This is a genomic window from Agrococcus versicolor, from assembly GCF_039531815.1.
Taxonomy (GTDB): Bacteria; Actinomycetota; Actinomycetes; order Actinomycetales; family Microbacteriaceae; genus Agrococcus; species Agrococcus versicolor.
Genome location: NZ_BAAAQT010000005.1, coordinates 724,288 through 740,836 on the forward strand (window position 1 = coordinate 724,288; position 16,549 = coordinate 740,836).

The following is a 16,549-nucleotide window of genomic DNA, read 5'->3' on the forward strand; positions in this document are numbered from 1 at the left end:
CCATCGGTCGCGGGGCCGGACGCATGCGTGCCGTCGGTGTCGGCGAGGGCGTGCTCAGCGGTCGCGAGGACGCACGCGGAGGCCGCTCGCGAGCAGCCGACGCACGAGCTCGCGACCGGGGACGGCCTGCGCGCCGAGCGCCACGAGCGCGTCGATCCGCTCGGCCGGCACGTCGTAGTGGTCGCGATCGAAGCCGCGCTCGGGCAGCCCTGCGCGCCGGGCGAAGGCGTGCAGCTCGTCGAGCGACTCGTCGCTCACGAGGTGCGCCCACGTCGTGCCGTGCTTCGGCCACCGGGGCTCGTCGACCAGGATCGCCATGGCGCGACGGTACCGCGTCGGATGCCGTCCGGCCGCACGCGTCCGCCGTCGGCGCAGGCCGCTCGCCCACGCGTCAGGGCAGCGCGAGGCCGCAGCCGAGGAACCCGGCCATGCCGGCGAGCTCGTCCGCGACGGCGTCGCGCAGCCTCGCGCCGGCCTCGACGTCCCAGTGGATCGCCGCGACGCGCAGCACGCCCGCGTCCCGGTCCCGGCGGGCGTCGACCTTCGCGACGAGCGCGTCGCCGTCGAGGACGGGCAGCGCGAAGGCACCCCAGCGACGTCTGGCCGCCGGCGTGTACTGCTCGAGCGCGTAGTCGAAGGCGAAGAGGTCGCGCATGCGCCTGCGGTCGAACAGGAGGCGGTCGAGCGGCGACAGCACCGCGACGCGCCCCGCGAAGCCCTCCGCCGTCGCACCCGGCGCGATCCGCCAGTCGCCGCGCACGCCCTCGACGCGCACGGCCTCGCCGACGCCGCCGACGACGCGGGGCCTCGCGAGCCCCAGCGAGCCGAGCACGCGCTCGTGCCTGCGGCGCTCGGCCTCGTCGGCCGGCAGCGGCTCGGTCGGCGGCAGGACGCGCTCGGCGAGGTCCCACACGCGCTCCGCCCCCCGCCGCTCGGCGACCGCCACGACGCCGGAGCACTGCAGGAACTCGAGCAGCATCGCGACGTTGCGGTTCGCGTTCCACCCGCTCGAGTCCCACGGCCACCTCGCGGTGTCGGGCACGTCGCGCTGGGGGAGCGGGCCGTCGGCGCGCAGCAGGTCGAGCACCCCGTCGCGGAACTCGGGGTCGTCCGCGACCCAGGCGGCGACGCGCGGGTGCTCGAGCGCCCACGACCGCATGGGCGGCAGGAGCTCCGGCAGCAGCGCCGTCGGCCGCAGGGAGACGGCGAGCGGCTCGAGCGGGGTCGGCTGCCCCAGGTGCTCGAAGAGCCGCTGCTCGACCTCCACGGCACGCCGCACGTCGCCGTACGCCAGCCCGTCGCCGAGCCTCGACCACGCGACGTGCTCGGCCGAGGGCATGACGATGTCGGTGACGTTCGCCTGCAGGAGCCCGAGGTGCTCGACGACCGTGAGGAGGTCGCTCGACGGGCGATCGTCGAGCAGCTGGGCGCGCACCGCGATGCGGCGCGCCTCCTCGATCCCGATCGTCCGGAGCGTCGCTGCAGGCCGTGCCATGCGCACGACCCTATGCTGGGTGTCGGACGCGATGGGCTCGCGGCGCGTGTCGCCGTTTGACCGGGTGCCTCGGCACCCTGTATCGTCGTCCGTTGGCGCCAGCGCGATCCGCTCGTGCGCGCCGAAGGCTTCATACACACACCGAGTGAGGGAATCACGTGGTCTACGCAGTTGTGCGCGCCGGCGGGCGTCAGGAGAAGGTCGAGGTGGGCTCGGTGCTCGTCGTCGACCGCATCGCGGGCTCCGAGGACGGCACGGTCGAGCTCGCTCCCGTCCTGCTCGTCGACGGCGACACGGTCACGGCCGACGCCAAGAGCCTCGCCAAGGTGACGGTGACGGCCGAGGTCGTCGGAGACCTCCGCGGTCCGAAGATCGTCATCCAGAAGTTCAAGAACAAGACCGGCTACCGGAAGCGCCAGGGCCACCGCCAGGACCTCACGCGCCTCAAGGTCACCTCGATCAAGTAGGAGCTGCACCATGGCACACAAGAAGGGCGCATCGTCCACCCGCAACGGACGCGACTCGAACGCGCAGTACCTCGGCGTGAAGCGCTTCGGCGGCCAGGTCGTCAAGGCCGGCGAGATCCTCGTCCGTCAGCGCGGCACCCACTTCCACCCCGGCGCCGGCGTCGGACGCGGCGGCGACGACACCCTGTTCGCGCTGCAGCCCGGTGCGGTCCAGTTCGGCCAGAAGGGCGGCCGCAAGGTCGTCAACGTGGTCGAGGTCGCGGCCTAGCCACACGAAGCACACACGCGAGGGGGCGGGCTGATGCCCGCCCCCTCGCTGCATCCCAGGAGGAACCGATGGCGACGTTCGTCGACCGCGTCACGCTGCATCTCTCGGCAGGGCACGGAGGTCACGGCTGCGTCTCGGTGCGTCGCGAGAAGTTCAAGCCGCTCGCCGGCCCGGACGGCGGCGACGGCGGCAACGGCGGCGACATCGTCGTCGTGGCCGACCCCAACGTCACGACGCTGCTCGAGTACCACCGTCGCCCGCACCGCACGAGCGACAACGGCGGCCCCGGCATGGGCGACCACCGCACGGGCTTCACGGGGCAGGACCTCATCCTGCCCGTGCCGCTCGGCACCGTCGTCACCGACGCCGACGGCGAGCCGCTCGCCGACCTCACCCACCCGGGCATGCGCCTCGTCATCGCCGAGGGCGGCCAGGGCGGCCTCGGCAACGCTCGCCTCGCGTCGTCGAAGCGCAAGGCGCCCGGATTCGCGCTGCTGGGCACCGAGGGCCAGGCGCACGACGTGCTGCTCGAGCTCAAGGTCGTCGCCGACGTGGCGCTCGTCGGCTTCCCGAGCGCGGGCAAGTCGAGCCTCATCGCCGCGCTGAGCGCCGCGCGACCCAAGATCGCCGACTACCCCTTCACGACGCTGCACCCCAACCTCGGCGTCGTCGAGGCGGGGCAGACGCGCTACACGATCGCCGACGTCCCCGGGCTCATCGAGGGTGCGAGCGAGGGCAAGGGGCTCGGGCTCGAGTTCCTCCGCCACGTCGAGCGGTGCAGCGCGCTGCTGCACGTCGTCGACTGCGCGACCCTCGAGCCGGGCCGCGACCCGCTCTCGGACCTCGACGTCATCCTGCGCGAGCTCGGCGCCTATCCGGTGCCCGAGGGCCAGACCCCCCTGCTCGAGCGTCCGCAGCTCATCGCCCTCAACAAGGTCGACGTCCCCGAGGCGCGCGAGCTCGCCGAGTTCGTGCGCGCCGACCTCGAGGAGCGCGGCTACCGCGTGCTCGAGATCTCGACCGTCACGCGCCACGGCCTGCGCGAGCTCTCCTTCGCGCTCGCCGAGCTCGTCGAGGCGGATCGTGCCCTGCACGCGGCCGATCCCGTGCCCGAGCGCATCGTGCTGCGTCCGCGCGCGATCGACGACGCCGGGTTCACGGTCAAGGTCGAGGGCGGCACGCACGGATCGCTCTACCGCATCCGCGGCGCGAAGCCCGAGCGCTGGATCCAGCAGACCGACTTCCGCAACGACGAGGCCGTCGGATACCTCGCCGATCGTCTGGCGCGCCTCGGCATCGAGGACGCGCTCGTGAAGGCCGGCGCCGTGCCCGGCGCGATGGTGGTCATCGGCGCGGGCGACGGCATGGTCTTCGACTGGGAGCCCACCATGACGTCGATGGCCGAGCTCGGCGATCGCGGCACCGACCTGCGCCTCTACGGCGAGGGCAGGCAGACGACCAACGAGCGCCGCATGAACTACCACGAGCGCATGAACGCCAAGCAGGCCGCGCGCGACGAGCTCGCCCGCGAGCGCAAGGCGGGCCTGTGGGTCGACGACGACGGCTTCGAGGTGGACCACGCCCGCGACGAGCAGGACGCCCCGCGTGACTGAGGTCGTGGACGACGGGCAGGTGCCCGAGCGCATCGTCGTCAAGGTCGGCTCGTCGTCGATCTCCGGCGACAACCGCGGCCAGATCGAGACGCTCGTCGACGACATCGCGGCGCTGCGCGCACGAGCCGACGTCATCCTCGTCTCGTCGGGCGCGATCGCGACCGGCCTGCCCTTCCTCGGGCTCGAAGCGAGGCCCGCCGACCTGCCCACGACGCAGGCGGCTGCGGCCATCGGGCAGAACGTGCTCATGAACCGCTACCAGCGGAGCCTCAACCGCTTCGAGATCGTCGCGGCGCAGGTGCTGCTGTCGGCGAGCGACATGGGCGTCGACCAGCATCGCGTCAACGCGCTCAACGCGCTCGAGCGGCTGCTGGGCCTCGGGATGCTGCCGATCGTCAACGAGAACGACACCGTCGCGACGCACGAGATCCGCTTCGGCGACAACGACCAGCTCGCCGCGCTCGTCGCGCGCCTCGTGCGGGCCGATCGGCTCGTGCTGCTCAGCGACGTCGACGCGCTCTACACCGCCCCTCCCGGCACCCCCGGCGCGCAGCGCATCGCGCGCGTGCCGCACGGCGACGGGCTCGAGGGCGTGACGCTCGGCGTCTCGCAGAGCGCCGTGGGCACGGGCGGCGCGGGCACGAAGGTCGATGCCGCCCGCATCGCCGCCGACGCCGGCACCGAGGTGCTGCTCACCGCGACCCACCTGTTCGCCGGTGCGCTCGCGGGGGAGGACCACGGCACGGTCTTCGAGGCCAGGCAGGCGCAGGCCGTCCGCTCGGCGTGATCGCCTGCGCGGCCGGCGCGGCATCCGCCGCCTAGGATCGACGCGTGGACGACCTCGAGACGCTGCTGCACGCCTCCCGACGCGCTGCGCGCGCCCTCGCGGTGGCCGGCACGGCGCCGCGGCGCGCGGCGATCGAGGCCATCGCGGACGCGATCGACGCCTCGGTCGACGCGATCGTCGTCGCGAACGCCGAGGACCTCGAGCGCGGCCGCGGCACCCTCGCGGACGGCATGCTCGACCGGCTGGCGCTCGACGCCGCACGCGTCGCCGCCCTTGCCGCCTCGGCGCGCGAGCTCGCGACGCTGCCGGATCCCGTGGGCGAGGTGACGCGCTCGCGCACGCTCGACAACGGGCTCGAGCTCACCGAGGTGCGCGTGCCCTTCGGCGTCGTCGGCGCCATCTACGAGGCACGTCCGAACGTCACGGTCGACCTCGCATGCATCGCCCTCGGCAGCGGCAACGCGATCGTGCTGCGCGGCGGCAGCGCCGCGGAGCGCACGAACGCCGTGCTCGTGGCGGCGATGCAGGAGGCCATCGCGTCGGTCGGCCTGCCGCGCGAGTCCGTGCAGACGATCGACCCGCTCGGCCGCGAGGGCGCCACGGCGCTCATGCGCGCCCGCGGCCTCGTCGACCTGCTCGTGCCTCGCGGCAGCGCATCCCTCATCGAGACCGTCGTGCGCGAGTCGCAGGTGCCCGTCATCGAGACGGGCGCGGGCGTCGTGCACGCGTTCGTCGACGCGACCGCCGACCTCGAGGCGGCCATCCCCCTGCTGCTCAACGCCAAGACGCAGCGCACGAGCGTGTGCAACTCGCTCGAGACCGTGCTCGTGCACCGGGATGCGGCGGCGACGGCCGTGCCGCTCGTGGTCGACGCCATGCGCGCCGCCGGCGTGACGGTGCACGCAGACGGCGACGTCGCGGACGCCGAGCCCCTCGGCCCGGACGGCTGGGCGACCGAGCACCTGTCGATGGACGTCGCCGTGCGCGTCGTCGACGACCTCGACGCCGCGATCGACCACATCGAGCGCTTCGGCACCCACCACACCGACGTCATCCTCACCGAGGACCCGGTCGCGGCCGAGCGCTTCCTCGCCGAGGTCGACTCGGCCGTCGTCATGGTCAACGCGTCGACGCGCTTCACCGACGGCGGCCAGTTCGGCTTCGGCGCCGAGGTGGGCATCTCGACCCAGAAGTCGCACGCGCGCGGGCCGATGGGGCTGCCCGAGCTCACGAGCACGAAGTGGCTCGTGCGCGGCACGGGGCAGGTGCGCGCCTGAACCCCGCGGTCGCGAGTAGGATCGAGGGCATGGACCTCCTCCTCGCGGCGACCGAGCACCACAGCGATCCCGGCTTCATGCCGTACATCGTCGGCGGCATCGCCGCGGCCGTGTTCATCATGCTCGCCGTCGTGACGCACTCGTACCGCGACGTCGCGAACCGCCACAGCCACAAGTTCGACCAGAGCACCCAGAACACCTCCGGCCACCACTGACCGGCCGCTTCATGGCACATCGCCGCCGCCGGCTCGGCATCATGGGCGGCACGTTCGACCCCATCCACCACGGCCACCTCGTGGCCGCGAGCGAGGTCGCGCAGCACTTCGAGCTCGACGAGGTCGTCTTCGTCCCGACCGGCACGCCGTACATGAAGGCGGAGGCGAGCCCCGCCGAGCACCGCTACCTCATGACGGTCATCGCGACGGCGTCGAATCCGCGCTTCACCGTGTCGCGCGTCGACATCGACCGGCACGGCCCGACCTACACGGTCGACACCCTGCAGGACATGCGGGCGCTGCATCCGGACGCGGACCTCTTCTTCATCACGGGCGCCGACGCGTTCCAGTCGATCGTCGGCTGGAAGGACGTCGACGGCATCTGGGATCTCGCCCACTTCGTCGCGGTCTCGCGCCCCGGCCACCAGCTCTCGGTGCAGGGGTACCCGCGAGACCGGGTATCCTCGTTGGAGGTTCCCGCGCTCGCCATCTCCTCGACGGACTGCCGAGCACGCGTGGAGGCCGGCTACCCCGTGTGGTACCTCGTCCCCGATGGGGTGGTTCAATACATCACCAAGCACGCTCTGTACAGGATGATCGAGGCATGACCGACTACGACGGCCCGCCGCTCACGCGGCGCGAGCGCAAGGAGCGCGAACGCCTCCTCGCCGAGACGACCGGCCAGACGCCCGCCGTCGACGCGACGACGGCGGACGCACCCGACGCCGCCGACCAGAGCGGCAGCGCCCATCCCGAGCAGCGCGACGTCGAGCAGGACGCCGTCCCGGCGAGCAGCCCGGACGCCGCGACCACCGGCCCGACCGAGGGCGAGGGCGTCGACGACGAGCCCGACGCTCCCGCGGCCGTGGACGCCGTCGTCGAGCCTGCCGAGACGCAGGCGATCGACGTCTCCGAGCTGATCGCAGACCTCCGTCCGCAGCAGGCGGCGGCCGACGGCAACGTCGCCGGCGTGCCCGCCGCGGGGGAGGTGAAGGTGCAGGAGGCCGTGCAGGCCGACGCCGAGGCCGCCGCATCCGCCGATGCCCGTACCGACGACGCCCCCGTCGCCGACGCTCCCGCAGAGCCCGCCTCGACGGGCCTCGGCCGGTTCTTCGGCCGGCGAGGCACCGCGTCGCAGCAGCCGGAGTCCGCGTCCGCGTCCGACGAGCAGACGGCCCCCGAGTCGATCGCCGACGTCCTCGCCGACCTGCAGTCGGACGCCGGCACGACGAGCGAGCCCGCGCGACCCATCCAGCGCATCGAGGTCGACGACCTCGATCCCGTGGACGAGGACGAGATCGACCGCCTCGAGATCGACGAGGTCGTCGTCGCCGACGCGCCCGTGTCCTCCCGGCGCATCGCCGAGTCGACCCCCGCGCTGCTCGAGGACCGCCGCGAGGCGCTCGACGTCGCCGCTGCCGAGGACGACGAGGTCGAGGTGCAGGCCGGGCCCACGCGCGCCACCGGCCGCATGCCCGTCGTCGTCAACGTCGTCGAGGACACCTCGCGGCACCACATCGCAGACCTCCGTGCCGACACGGGCGCGATCAGCGCCTCGAGCGTCGGCACCGGCACGTCGGCGATCACGGCCAACGCGCTCGTGCTGCCCGCCTCCGGCGCGCACGAGCCGATCACGGTCGAGACCGCCGACGGCGTCATCGTCACCGGCTCGATCGACCTCCCCGACGGCTTCGCCTCCTCCGGCCGCAGCCGCGGCACGATCGACGCCGCCGACCTCGACGCGGTCGACGACTCGAGCGAGGTCCGCAGTCCCGAGACGCAGCCCGTGCGCGCCAGCCGAGCCGTCTCCTCGTACGCCAACGCCCGCGTGCGCATCGCGCCGCAGCGCCGCACCCGCAACGCCTGGCCCGTCGTGGTCGGCGTGGGCGGCGGCGTGGGCATCGCCGCCATCGCGGCGACCGTCGTGGCATTCATCGCAGGCTGGATCTGACCCATGGCAGCGACCGATCGTTCCATCATGCTCGTGCAGGCGGCCGCGGAGGCCGCCGACGGCGTCCTCGCGACCGACCTCGTCGGCCTCGACGTGTCGGAGCGCCTGCCGCTCACGGATGCGTTCCTGCTCGCGACGGGCACGTCCGAGCGCCAGGTGTCGGCGATCGCCCGCGCGATCGAGGACCGACTCATCGAGCTCGACGTCAAGCCGCTGCGCCGCGAGGGTCGCGGCGACGGGCGCTGGGTGCTCCTCGACCTCGGCGACCTCGTCGTGCACGTCTTCCACGAGGAGGAGCGCGCCTACTACCAGCTCGAGCGGCTGTGGCGCGACTGCCCGACGATCCCGCTCACGGTCGGCGCGACGGACTGACGCCTCCCGGATCGCCGCTTGCGCGGCGGCCCCGCCGTCGGCTACCGTCGCACTGTAAACGTTTCCAACGTGCGAAGGGGCGCGAAGGATGGCCGAGGGCTCGACGCTCGCCGCAGTCGCGGCTCGCGCAGGCGTGTCGATCGCCAGCGCCTCGCGCGCCCTGAACGGCGGCATCGCCTCGACCTCGACGATCGAGCGCGTGCAGCGTGCCGCGGGCGACCTCGGCTACCGCCCGAACCACATGGCGCGCGGCCTGCAGTCGGGCCGCACGGGCCAGGTCGCGATGCTCGTGCCCGACGCGGCGAACCCCGTGTACGCGCGCATGATGAGCGCCCTCCAGTCCGAGGTCGACGCCCATGGCATCCGCCTGCTCATGCAGCAGGTGCCCGCCGAGCCCGTCGCCGCGGTCGAGGAGCTGAGCGCCGGCCTCGTCGACGGCGCCATCGTCGTCGTCCTGCGCGTCACCGACCGCATCGTCGAGGCCGTGCGGGTCGCCGCCGTGCCCGTCGTCGTGCTGGGCCTCGTCGAGGCAGCGGGCATCGACAGCGTGCGCGCCGACTCGCGCGCCGGCATGGAGCTGCTCGTGGCGCACCTCGTCGAGCGCGGCGCCCGACGCATCGCCCTGCTCGACGGCCCCATCGACACGACGCCCGGCCGCACCCGACTCGACGGCTTCGTCGCCGCGTGCGAGCGGCACGGCCTGGGCGCCGACCTCGTGGAGGTCGCGGACGACTTCACCCACGCCGCCGCGCGCCCCGCTGCACGCGCCCTGCTCGGGCGCGGCGTCCCCGACGCCATCGTCGGCGCGAACGACGCCATGGCCCTGGCCACGCTGCGCGAGTGCGCGACGCTCGGCCTGCGCGTGCCCCACGACCTGCTGCTCGCCGGCCTCGACGACACCGAGCCGGCCGAGCTGTCGGTCCCGAGCCTCACGAGCGTCGACCTCGGCGCCCACGACCGCGCGCGCATCGCGGCGCGCACCCTGCTGCGCCGCATCGAGGGCGCCGAGCCCCGCGGCTCGCAGGCCGTCGCGCCGCGCCTCGTCGTGCGCGAGTCGACCACGAAGGAGCACCCATGACCACCGTCGTCGCACGGCCGGAGGCACCGACGCCTCCCGCCCCCGCGCGTCGAGGTCGTCGCGGTCGGCAGGACTGGAGCGCATACCTCCTGTTCGTCCCCGCGATGATCCCGATCCTCGCCTTCAGCGTCTACCCGCTCGTGCAGGGCATCCTGCTCGGGTTCACCGACTCGCAGTCGGGTCTGGGCGCGGTGACGACGTTCACGGGCGTCGAGAACTACGTGCGCCTGCTCGACTACGACCTCTTCTGGCAGTCGTTCGGGATCGGGCTCATCTGGGCGTTCGCGGTGACGATCATCCAGTTCGTCGCGGCGCTGTGCCTCGCGCTGCTGCTGAACGCCAACCTGTGGGGCCAGGGGATCGCGCGCACGATCGCGCTCATCCCGTGGGCGATGCCTCCCGTCATCATCGCGATCATGTGGCGCTTCATGCTGCACCCCACGTACGGGGCGATCAACGGCGGGCTCGGCGCGCTCGGCCTGCCCGACGACACGAACTGGCTCGGCACGGCGCAGTGGGCGCTGCCGGCCGTCATCGTCGTCGGCGTCTGGGCGGGCATGCCGCAGACGACCATCACGCTGCTCGCCGGCCTCCAGGGCATCGACGACCAGCTGCACGAGGCCGCGCAGATCGACGGCGCGAGCGTGTGGCAGCGGTTCTGGAACATCACGATCCCGGGACTGCGCCCCGTGATCGTCGCCATCACGACGCTCGACTTCATCAACAACTTCAACTCGTTCGCACTCGTCTACGTGCTGACGGCGGGCGCCTACGGCACGATGCTGCCGATGCTGTTCGCCTACAACGAGGCATTCCGCTACGGCAACTTCGGGCTCGCGAGCGCGATGGGCAACGTCATCGTGATCGTCATCGCGGCGTTCCTGTTCGTGTACCTCCGGGCCCAGGCGAAGGCGAGGACCGCATGAGCGTCATCACGGATGCCCCTCGCGCGCAGGACTCGGGCGGCCAGGACGACGACCGCTCGCGCAGCCGACGCACCCGCAGGCGCGTGTGGCGCGCGCTGCAGTACGTCGCGCTCGTGCTCTTCGTCTGCTTCCTCGGATTCCCGCTGCTGTTCCTCGTCACCGCCGCGTTCAAGACGCAGCAGGAGCTGCAGTCGCCCGACCCGCAGCTGCTGCCCGCGCAGTGGAACCTCGACAACTTCATCGGCGCCATCGAGCGCGCCGGCCTCGGCCAGGCGGCGCTCAACAGCCTCGTCGTCGCCCTCGCGACGACGCTCATCGTCGTCGTGGTGTCGCTGCCGGCGGCCTACGCCCTCGCGCGCTTCCAGACGCGGCTGCGCGGGCTCGCGACCGGGTGGATCCTGCTGAGCCAGGTCTTCCCGTTCATCCTCATCATCATCCCGCTGTTCCTCATGCTGCGGCCGCTCGGCCTCAACAACACGCTCGGCGGCCTCGTCGTCGTGTACGTCGTGTGGTCGCTGCCGTTCGCGCTGTGGATGCTGCGCGGCTACGTCGCCGCGATCCCGAGCGAGCTCGAGGAGGCCGGCGCGATGGACGGCGCCTCGCGGCTGCGCGTGCTCGTCTCGATCATCATGCCGCTGCTCGGCCCCGGCCTCGTCGCCACGGCGCTGTTCGCGTTCATCGGCTCGTGGAACGAGTTCTTCTTCGCGCTCGTCCTCATCAAGGACGAGGCGCTGCAGACGCTGCCGCAGCGGCTCGCGCTCTTCGTCGGCTCCGAGGGCCAGGTCGCGCTCGGCCAGCTCGCCGCGGGCAGCCTGCTCGCGTGCATCCCGTCGCTCGTCTTCTTCGCCATCATCCAACGTCGTCTCACGTCCGGCCTGCTCTCGGGTGCGGTCAAGGGATGACGAACCACCAGGGAGGGAACCCCATGCACCGATCCATCCGTGCGGTCGCAGGCATCGGAGCCTGCGCCGTGCTGCTCACCGGCTGCGCCTTCGGCGGCGGCGGCGGCGCAGCCGCCACGAGCGACCCCGACGAGGAGGTCACGCTCACGTTCCAGTCGCTCGCGTTCCAGGACGCGACGATCCAGGCGACGCAGGACATCGTCGACACGTGGAACGCCGACCACCCCGAGACGCAGGTCGAGGTCGTCCAGGGCTCGTGGGACAACGTGCACGACCAGCTCGTGACGCAGTTCCAGGGCGGGGAGGCACCCGACATCATCCACAACGAGGCCAGCGACATGACCGGCTTCGCGCAGGACGGCTACCTCGCCGACCTCAGCCCGTACCTGTCGGACGACGTCGTCGACTCCGTGGGCGAGGGCCTGTGGGAGTCGGTGACGATCGGCGACGCGGTCTTCGCCGCACCGACCGTCATGCAGTCGTACGTCGTCTTCGCGAACACCGCGATGTTCGAGGAGGCGGGCGTCGAGGTGCCCACGGGCGACGAGCTGTCGTGGGACGCGCTGCGCGAGGCTGCGCAGCAGCTCACCGCCGACGGCCGCTTCGGCGTCGGCTGGGGCCTGCGCCAGCCCACCGCGGCGTTCATGAACCTCGGCCTCGGCTTCGACGGCACGTACTTCGACGTCGCCGACGACGGCAGCGCGACGATCGACGTCGGCGAGGGCGAGCTCGCCGTCCCCGAGGCCGTGCACGCCATGGCCTACGACGACGCCTCGCTCGACCCCGTCACGCTCACGCAGTCGGGCGGCGACGTGCTGCCGGGCTTCCTCGGCGGCCAGTACGGCATGTACGTCGGCGGCTCGTACCTCGCCCAGCAGATCGCCGACAGCGCGCCCGAGGGCTTCGAGTGGACGGTGCTGCCTCCGCTCGCCGGCTCCGCAGGCGGCGTCCAGGGCACGAGCCCGCAGACGCTGTCGGTGCCCGCCGAGTCCGAGCACGCCGACCGAGCGGCCGAGTTCATCGACTTCTTCATGCAGCCGGAGAACCTCGCGGCGATCGGCCAAGGCGACTGCCTCATCCCCGCGAGCGAGCCGGCGCGCGCCGACCTCGCGAGCGCCACGGAGGGCCAGACCGGCTGGACCGAGATGCTCGCCTCCGGCGAGACGCTCGAGGCCGCGCCGTTCCAGCTCGCCTCCGGCTACCCGCAGTGGAAGGACCAGTACGCGACGCCGCTGTTCCAGCAGTACCTCGCGAACGCCATCACGCTCGAGGAGCTGCAGCAGCAGCTCGCCGACGGCTGGGAGCAGGTGGGCTGACGCCCGGGGGATGCGGGGCCGACGCCGGCCCCGCATCCCGCCCATGGACACGCATCCGAGCACGGATGCACGACGAGCCGCGCGGGCAGCGCGCGGTCAGGACAGGAGCACCAGTGGCAGGTTCGATCGAGGACGCGGCGATCGGCGCGCTCGCGGGATCGGCGGTGGGCGACGCCCTCGGCGGCGCGGCGGAGGGCAACACCCCCGAGGTCATCCAGCAGCGCTACGGCGGCACGATCGAGGGCATCGTGCCTCCGTTCAACGCCGACTGGCGCACCGCGAGGCCCATCGCGCCGTACCACAAGGGCGACGGGCACGTCACGGACGACACCCTCATGACCGGCCTGCTCGTCGACGTCTACGCCGACGTGCGCAGGCACCTCACGGCGCACGACGTCGCCGAGCACCTCGTGCCGCGCATGATCGGCGACGTGGTGTGGATCCCCGAGCTCGAGGCCGAGGCGCTGCCGCTGCACCGCGTCTTCCTCGCCGAGAAGTGGCTCGTCACCCGCCTGCACTACGGGCACGTCGATCCGCGCGAGGCGGGCGTCGGCAACGTGGTCAACTGCGGCGCGACGATGTACGTCGGGCCCATCGGGCTCGTGAACGCCGGCGATCCCGTCGGCGCCTACGCCGAGGCGATCGACGTCGCCGGCGCGCACCAGTCGAGCTACGGCCGCGAGGCGGCGGGCGTCTTCGCCGCCGCGGTCGCGGCTGCCGCGGCGCCCGGCGCGACGGTGTCGGACGTCGTCGACGCCGCGCTCGCCCTCGCCAAGGACGGCACGCGCGCCGCGATCGAGGCCGTCGTCGACGCCGCCGCCGGGATCGACGGCTGGCGCGACGGCGGGCTCGCCGTGCTGCGCGGAGCCGTCGCGCCGTTCGACACCGTCGGCGACGCGTACCGCCGACCGGCGATGGACGCTCGGCTCCCGAGCCGCACGAAGGCCATCGAGGAGCTGCCGATCGCGTTCGGGATGCTCGTCGCCTGCGGGGGCGACTTCCGCGAGGCCGTGCTCGGTGCGGTGAACTACGGCCGCGACTCCGACTCGATCGCCGTCATGGCGGCATCGGTCGCCGGGGCGCTCGGCGGCGAGGCCGTCGTGCCGTCCGAGTGGATCGACGAGGTCGGCACGGCCTCGCGCCTCGACCTGCGGGCGCCCGGGGCCGCGATCGCCGAGGTGGCGCGCGAGGTGCTCGCCGCCGACGAGGCGCGGCTCGCCGCGCGCCGATCGGTGGCGGAGCGGCTCGGGATGTCCGCCTGATGCTCCGGCTGAGCTGGACGCAGCCGGAGGACCTCGCAGCCCACGCGCTCGCCGCCGCGCGGCTCGACGGCGTCGACGTCGCCGACCTCGAGCGCGACCTCGTGGAGGCGGGCGGCTCGCTGGAGGCGCCCGTGAGCGGTGCGTCGCCGCACCGGGCCGGCGATGCCCTGCGCGCCGTCGCCCGGCGCGTCACGGACGAGGCGTGCGCGCGGCCCCGCCCGTCCGCGCTCGTCGACGCCGAGCCCGACGACTGGCCGAGCATGGCGCTCGCGCCCATGGCGCTGCCGGTCGCCGACGGGCTCGCCGACCGGCTCCGCGGCGCGTGGCTCGGACGCGCGATCGGCTGCCTCGTCGGCAAGCCCGTCGAGAAGATCCCGCGCGAGGGCATCCGCGCCATCGCGGAGGCCACCGGCCGCTGGCCCGTGCGGGGCTACTTCACCGAGGCGGGCCTGCCCGAGGACGTCGCGGCGGCATGGCCGTGGAACCGTCGCTCGAGGCCCACGAGCCTCGACGGCGTCATCGACGGCATGCCCGAGGACGACGACCTGAACTTCGCGGTGCTCGCGCTCGTCGCGCAGGAGCGCCACGGCGATGCCCTCGGCGTCGACGACGTGGCGGCGCTGTGGCTCGAGCAGCTGCCGGCGGGCCGCATCTTCACCGCCGAGCGCATCGCGCTGCGCAACCTGCTCGCCGGTGCCGAGCCCGACGAGGCCGCGGTGCCCGGCAACCCCTTCGTCGACTGGATCGGCGCGCTCATCCGCGCCGACGCCTACGGCTGGGCCCATCCGGGCGATCCTGCGACCGCCGCGCGCCTCGCGGTGACCGACGCCCGGCTCACCCACCGGCGCGCCGGCGTGCACGGCGCCGCGCTCATGGCGGGCGCCGCGTCCGCCGCCGTCGCGGGCGGGTCCATGCGCGAGGCGCTCGAGGCGGGGCTCGCGTGCGTGCCGCCCGCATCGCGCGTCGCCGACGCCGTGCGGCTCGGGCTCGAGCTCGCCGACGCCGACCTCGACGACGAGGCGGCGCTCGACGTGCTGCACGAGCGCTACGGGCACCTGCACTGGGTGCACGTGCTGCACAACGTCGCCGTCGTCGCGTTCGCCGCCGTGCGGGGTGCCGACGACCTCGCCCGAGCGGTCGGCATCGCCGTCGCCGCCGGCTGGGACACCGACTCCGCCGGTGCGAGCGTCGGCGGCCTCGTCGGCGCGCAGGGCATGGCGGCGATCCCCGCGCACCTGGCCGCGCCCATCCACGGCGTGTACCGCACGACCCTCGCCGGGTTCGACGGCGTGCGCTTCGAGGCGCTCGCCGAGCGGACGCACGCCCTCGCGGCAGGGACCGCCGCATGACGCGCATCGACCCCGACGAGGCGGCGACCAACGTGCTCGACCCCCTCGTGCCCCGCCCGATCGACCTGCCGACGATCGTGCCGGCGGGCGGTGCCGTCGACGCCGAGGCGTTCGACGTCGCCAAGATCCTCGCGGCGCCCGACGACCCGTCCCGCTGGCCCGCGTGGCGCGACGACCTCGCGGCGCTCGCCGCCGACGCTCGCGAGCGCCTCGGCCACGACGACGCCGCGTACGACGCGCTGCCCTGGGCGTCGCGCTGCCGCGTCGCCGCGCAGATCTGGCTCTGGGACGAGCGGCTCTACGACTGGCGCGCGCGCCGCTTCACGCCGGACCGGCTGCTCGCCGCCTACGACGACGTGGGCGGCCTCGACGGCCTCGTGCTCTGGCACGCCTACCCGTGCATCGGCATCGACGACCGCAACCAGTTCGACTGGTACCGCGACGTGCCCGGCATCCGGCGGCTCGTCGCCGACCTGCAGGCCCGCGGCGTGCGCGTGTTCGTCGACTACAACCCGTGGGACGTCGGCACGCGCCGCGAGCGCCGGGCCGACGGCTCGGTCGTCTCCGACGGCGAGGCGCTGCGCCGCACGTCGGACGCCCTGGGGGTCGACGGCGTCTTCCTCGACACCCTCAAGCACGCCGACGCCGAGTTCCTCGGCTGGATGGGCGGCGACCGCCCGCTGGCGCTCGAGGGCGAGTCGCGGGCGCCGAGCGAGCGGCTGCGCGACCACGTGCTGTCCTGGGCGCAGTGGTTCGCCGACTCGGAGGCACCCGGCGTCCTGCGCGCTCGCCTCGTCGAGCGGCGGCACATGCTGCACTCGGTGCGGCGGTGGAACCGGCACCATCACGAGGAGCTGCAGTCGAGCTGGATGAACGGCGTCGGCGTGCTCGTGTGGGACGCGGTCTTCGGCGTCTGGGTCGGCTGGAGCGCCCGCGACCGCTCGACGCTGCGCCGCATGTCGCGCGTGCAGCGGGCGCTCCACGACGTGCTCGAGGCGGGGGAGTGGAGTCCGCTCGGCGGGGCGCGAGACGAGGCGGCGATCGACGGCGTCTACGGCTCGACCTTCTCCCTCGGCGACGTCACGCTCGTCACCCTCGTCAACCGCTCGGCCGTCGACCGCGAGGGCGACCACCTCGCCGTCGGCCTCCTCGACGGTGCGACGGCGTGGGACGTGACGGCCGGCATGCCGGTCGAGGCCACCGTGCGCATCCCGGCGCACGGCATCGCGGGCGTCGTCGTCGTGCGCGGGGAGGAGCCCGCGTGGCTCGCG

The 16,549-nt window shown here is 73.6% G+C and carries 17 protein-coding genes and 1 pseudogene; 16 read left to right on the forward strand and 2 right to left on the reverse strand.

The features are described 5' to 3' along the window. Positions 1–54: 54 nt before the first annotated feature. Both ABD249_RS06330 and ABD249_RS06335 read right to left on the reverse strand, forming a co-directional pair. Positions 55–318 (reverse strand): DUF4031 domain-containing protein, encoded by a 264-nt coding sequence (locus ABD249_RS06330; protein ID WP_344341663.1) that lies wholly within the window; start codon positions 316–318, stop codon positions 55–57. 73 nt (positions 319–391) lie between these two features. Next, entirely contained in the window at positions 392–1,495 is a 1,104-nt protein-coding gene (locus ABD249_RS06335) for a DNA glycosylase AlkZ-like family protein (RefSeq protein WP_344341666.1), read from the reverse strand. Between the two features lie 158 nt (positions 1,496–1,653). On the opposite strand from ABD249_RS06335, the gene rplU reads away from it, so the two are divergent. From rplU to ABD249_RS06415, 16 genes and pseudogenes are all read left to right on the forward strand, one after another. Then, positions 1,654–1,962, forward strand: a complete 309-nt coding sequence (rplU, locus tag ABD249_RS06340) for a 50S ribosomal protein L21 (RefSeq protein ID WP_344341669.1) — start codon at positions 1,654–1,656, stop codon at positions 1,960–1,962. A gap of 10 nt (positions 1,963–1,972) precedes the next feature. Beyond that, positions 1,973–2,230 (forward strand): 50S ribosomal protein L27, encoded by a 258-nt coding sequence (gene rpmA / locus ABD249_RS06345; protein WP_344341672.1) that lies wholly within the window; start codon positions 1,973–1,975, stop codon positions 2,228–2,230. A gap of 68 nt (positions 2,231–2,298) precedes the next feature. After that, positions 2,299–3,843, forward strand: a complete 1,545-nt coding sequence (gene obgE / locus ABD249_RS06350; RefSeq protein WP_344341675.1) for a GTPase ObgE — start codon at positions 2,299–2,301, stop codon at positions 3,841–3,843. Continuing rightward, a complete protein-coding gene (proB, locus tag ABD249_RS06355; RefSeq protein WP_344341678.1) occupies positions 3,836–4,630 on the forward strand; it encodes a glutamate 5-kinase in 795 nt (264 codons plus the stop codon). The genes obgE and proB overlap by 8 nt, the downstream gene beginning before the upstream one ends. Before the next feature lie 44 nt (positions 4,631–4,674). Continuing rightward, the gene (locus ABD249_RS06360) at positions 4,675–5,907 is read left to right on the forward strand and encodes a glutamate-5-semialdehyde dehydrogenase (RefSeq protein ID WP_344341681.1); all 1,233 of its coding nucleotides are present in this window, start codon (positions 4,675–4,677) and stop codon (positions 5,905–5,907) included. A gap of 29 nt (positions 5,908–5,936) precedes the next feature. Continuing rightward, positions 5,937–6,122 carry a hypothetical protein gene (locus tag ABD249_RS06365; RefSeq protein ID WP_344341684.1) on the forward strand — a complete coding sequence of 62 codons (186 nt, stop codon included), beginning with the start codon at positions 5,937–5,939 and terminating at the stop codon, positions 6,120–6,122. Between the two features lie 11 nt (positions 6,123–6,133). After that, on the forward strand, positions 6,134–6,730 hold the full coding sequence (nadD, locus tag ABD249_RS06370; protein WP_344341687.1) for a nicotinate-nucleotide adenylyltransferase: 597 nt from the start codon (positions 6,134–6,136) through the stop codon (positions 6,728–6,730). Continuing rightward, complete coding sequence (locus tag ABD249_RS06375) at positions 6,727–8,073, forward strand: hypothetical protein (RefSeq protein ID WP_344341690.1); 1,347 nt, start codon at positions 6,727–6,729, stop codon at positions 8,071–8,073. The genes nadD and ABD249_RS06375 overlap by 4 nt, the downstream gene beginning before the upstream one ends. Before the next feature lie 3 nt (positions 8,074–8,076). Then, positions 8,077–8,445 (forward strand): ribosome silencing factor, encoded by a 369-nt coding sequence (rsfS, locus tag ABD249_RS06380; RefSeq protein ID WP_344341693.1) that lies wholly within the window; start codon positions 8,077–8,079, stop codon positions 8,443–8,445. 88 nt (positions 8,446–8,533) lie between these two features. Continuing rightward, positions 8,534–9,523 carry a LacI family DNA-binding transcriptional regulator gene (locus ABD249_RS06385; protein WP_344341697.1) on the forward strand — a complete coding sequence of 330 codons (990 nt, stop codon included), beginning with the start codon at positions 8,534–8,536 and terminating at the stop codon, positions 9,521–9,523. After that, on the forward strand, positions 9,520–10,449 hold the full coding sequence (locus ABD249_RS06390) for a carbohydrate ABC transporter permease (RefSeq protein WP_344341700.1): 930 nt from the start codon (positions 9,520–9,522) through the stop codon (positions 10,447–10,449). The genes ABD249_RS06385 and ABD249_RS06390 overlap by 4 nt, the downstream gene beginning before the upstream one ends. Continuing rightward, on the forward strand, positions 10,446–11,351 hold the full coding sequence (locus tag ABD249_RS06395) for a carbohydrate ABC transporter permease (RefSeq protein ID WP_344341703.1): 906 nt from the start codon (positions 10,446–10,448) through the stop codon (positions 11,349–11,351). The genes ABD249_RS06390 and ABD249_RS06395 overlap by 4 nt, the downstream gene beginning before the upstream one ends. A gap of 23 nt (positions 11,352–11,374) precedes the next feature. Next, positions 11,375–12,667 carry an ABC transporter substrate-binding protein gene (locus ABD249_RS06400; RefSeq protein ID WP_344341706.1) on the forward strand — a complete coding sequence of 431 codons (1,293 nt, stop codon included), beginning with the start codon at positions 11,375–11,377 and terminating at the stop codon, positions 12,665–12,667. Between the two features lie 113 nt (positions 12,668–12,780). After that, the gene (locus ABD249_RS06405; RefSeq protein WP_344341709.1) at positions 12,781–13,929 is read left to right on the forward strand and encodes an ADP-ribosylglycohydrolase family protein; all 1,149 of its coding nucleotides are present in this window, start codon (positions 12,781–12,783) and stop codon (positions 13,927–13,929) included. Further along, on the forward strand, positions 13,929–15,278 hold the full coding sequence (locus ABD249_RS06410; RefSeq protein ID WP_344341712.1) for an ADP-ribosylglycohydrolase family protein: 1,350 nt from the start codon (positions 13,929–13,931) through the stop codon (positions 15,276–15,278). The genes ABD249_RS06405 and ABD249_RS06410 overlap by 1 nt, the downstream gene beginning before the upstream one ends. Next, positions 15,275–16,549, forward strand: a pseudogene (locus ABD249_RS06415) (hypothetical protein); the annotation flags it as partial. The gene ABD249_RS06410 and the pseudogene ABD249_RS06415, both read left to right, overlap by 4 nt.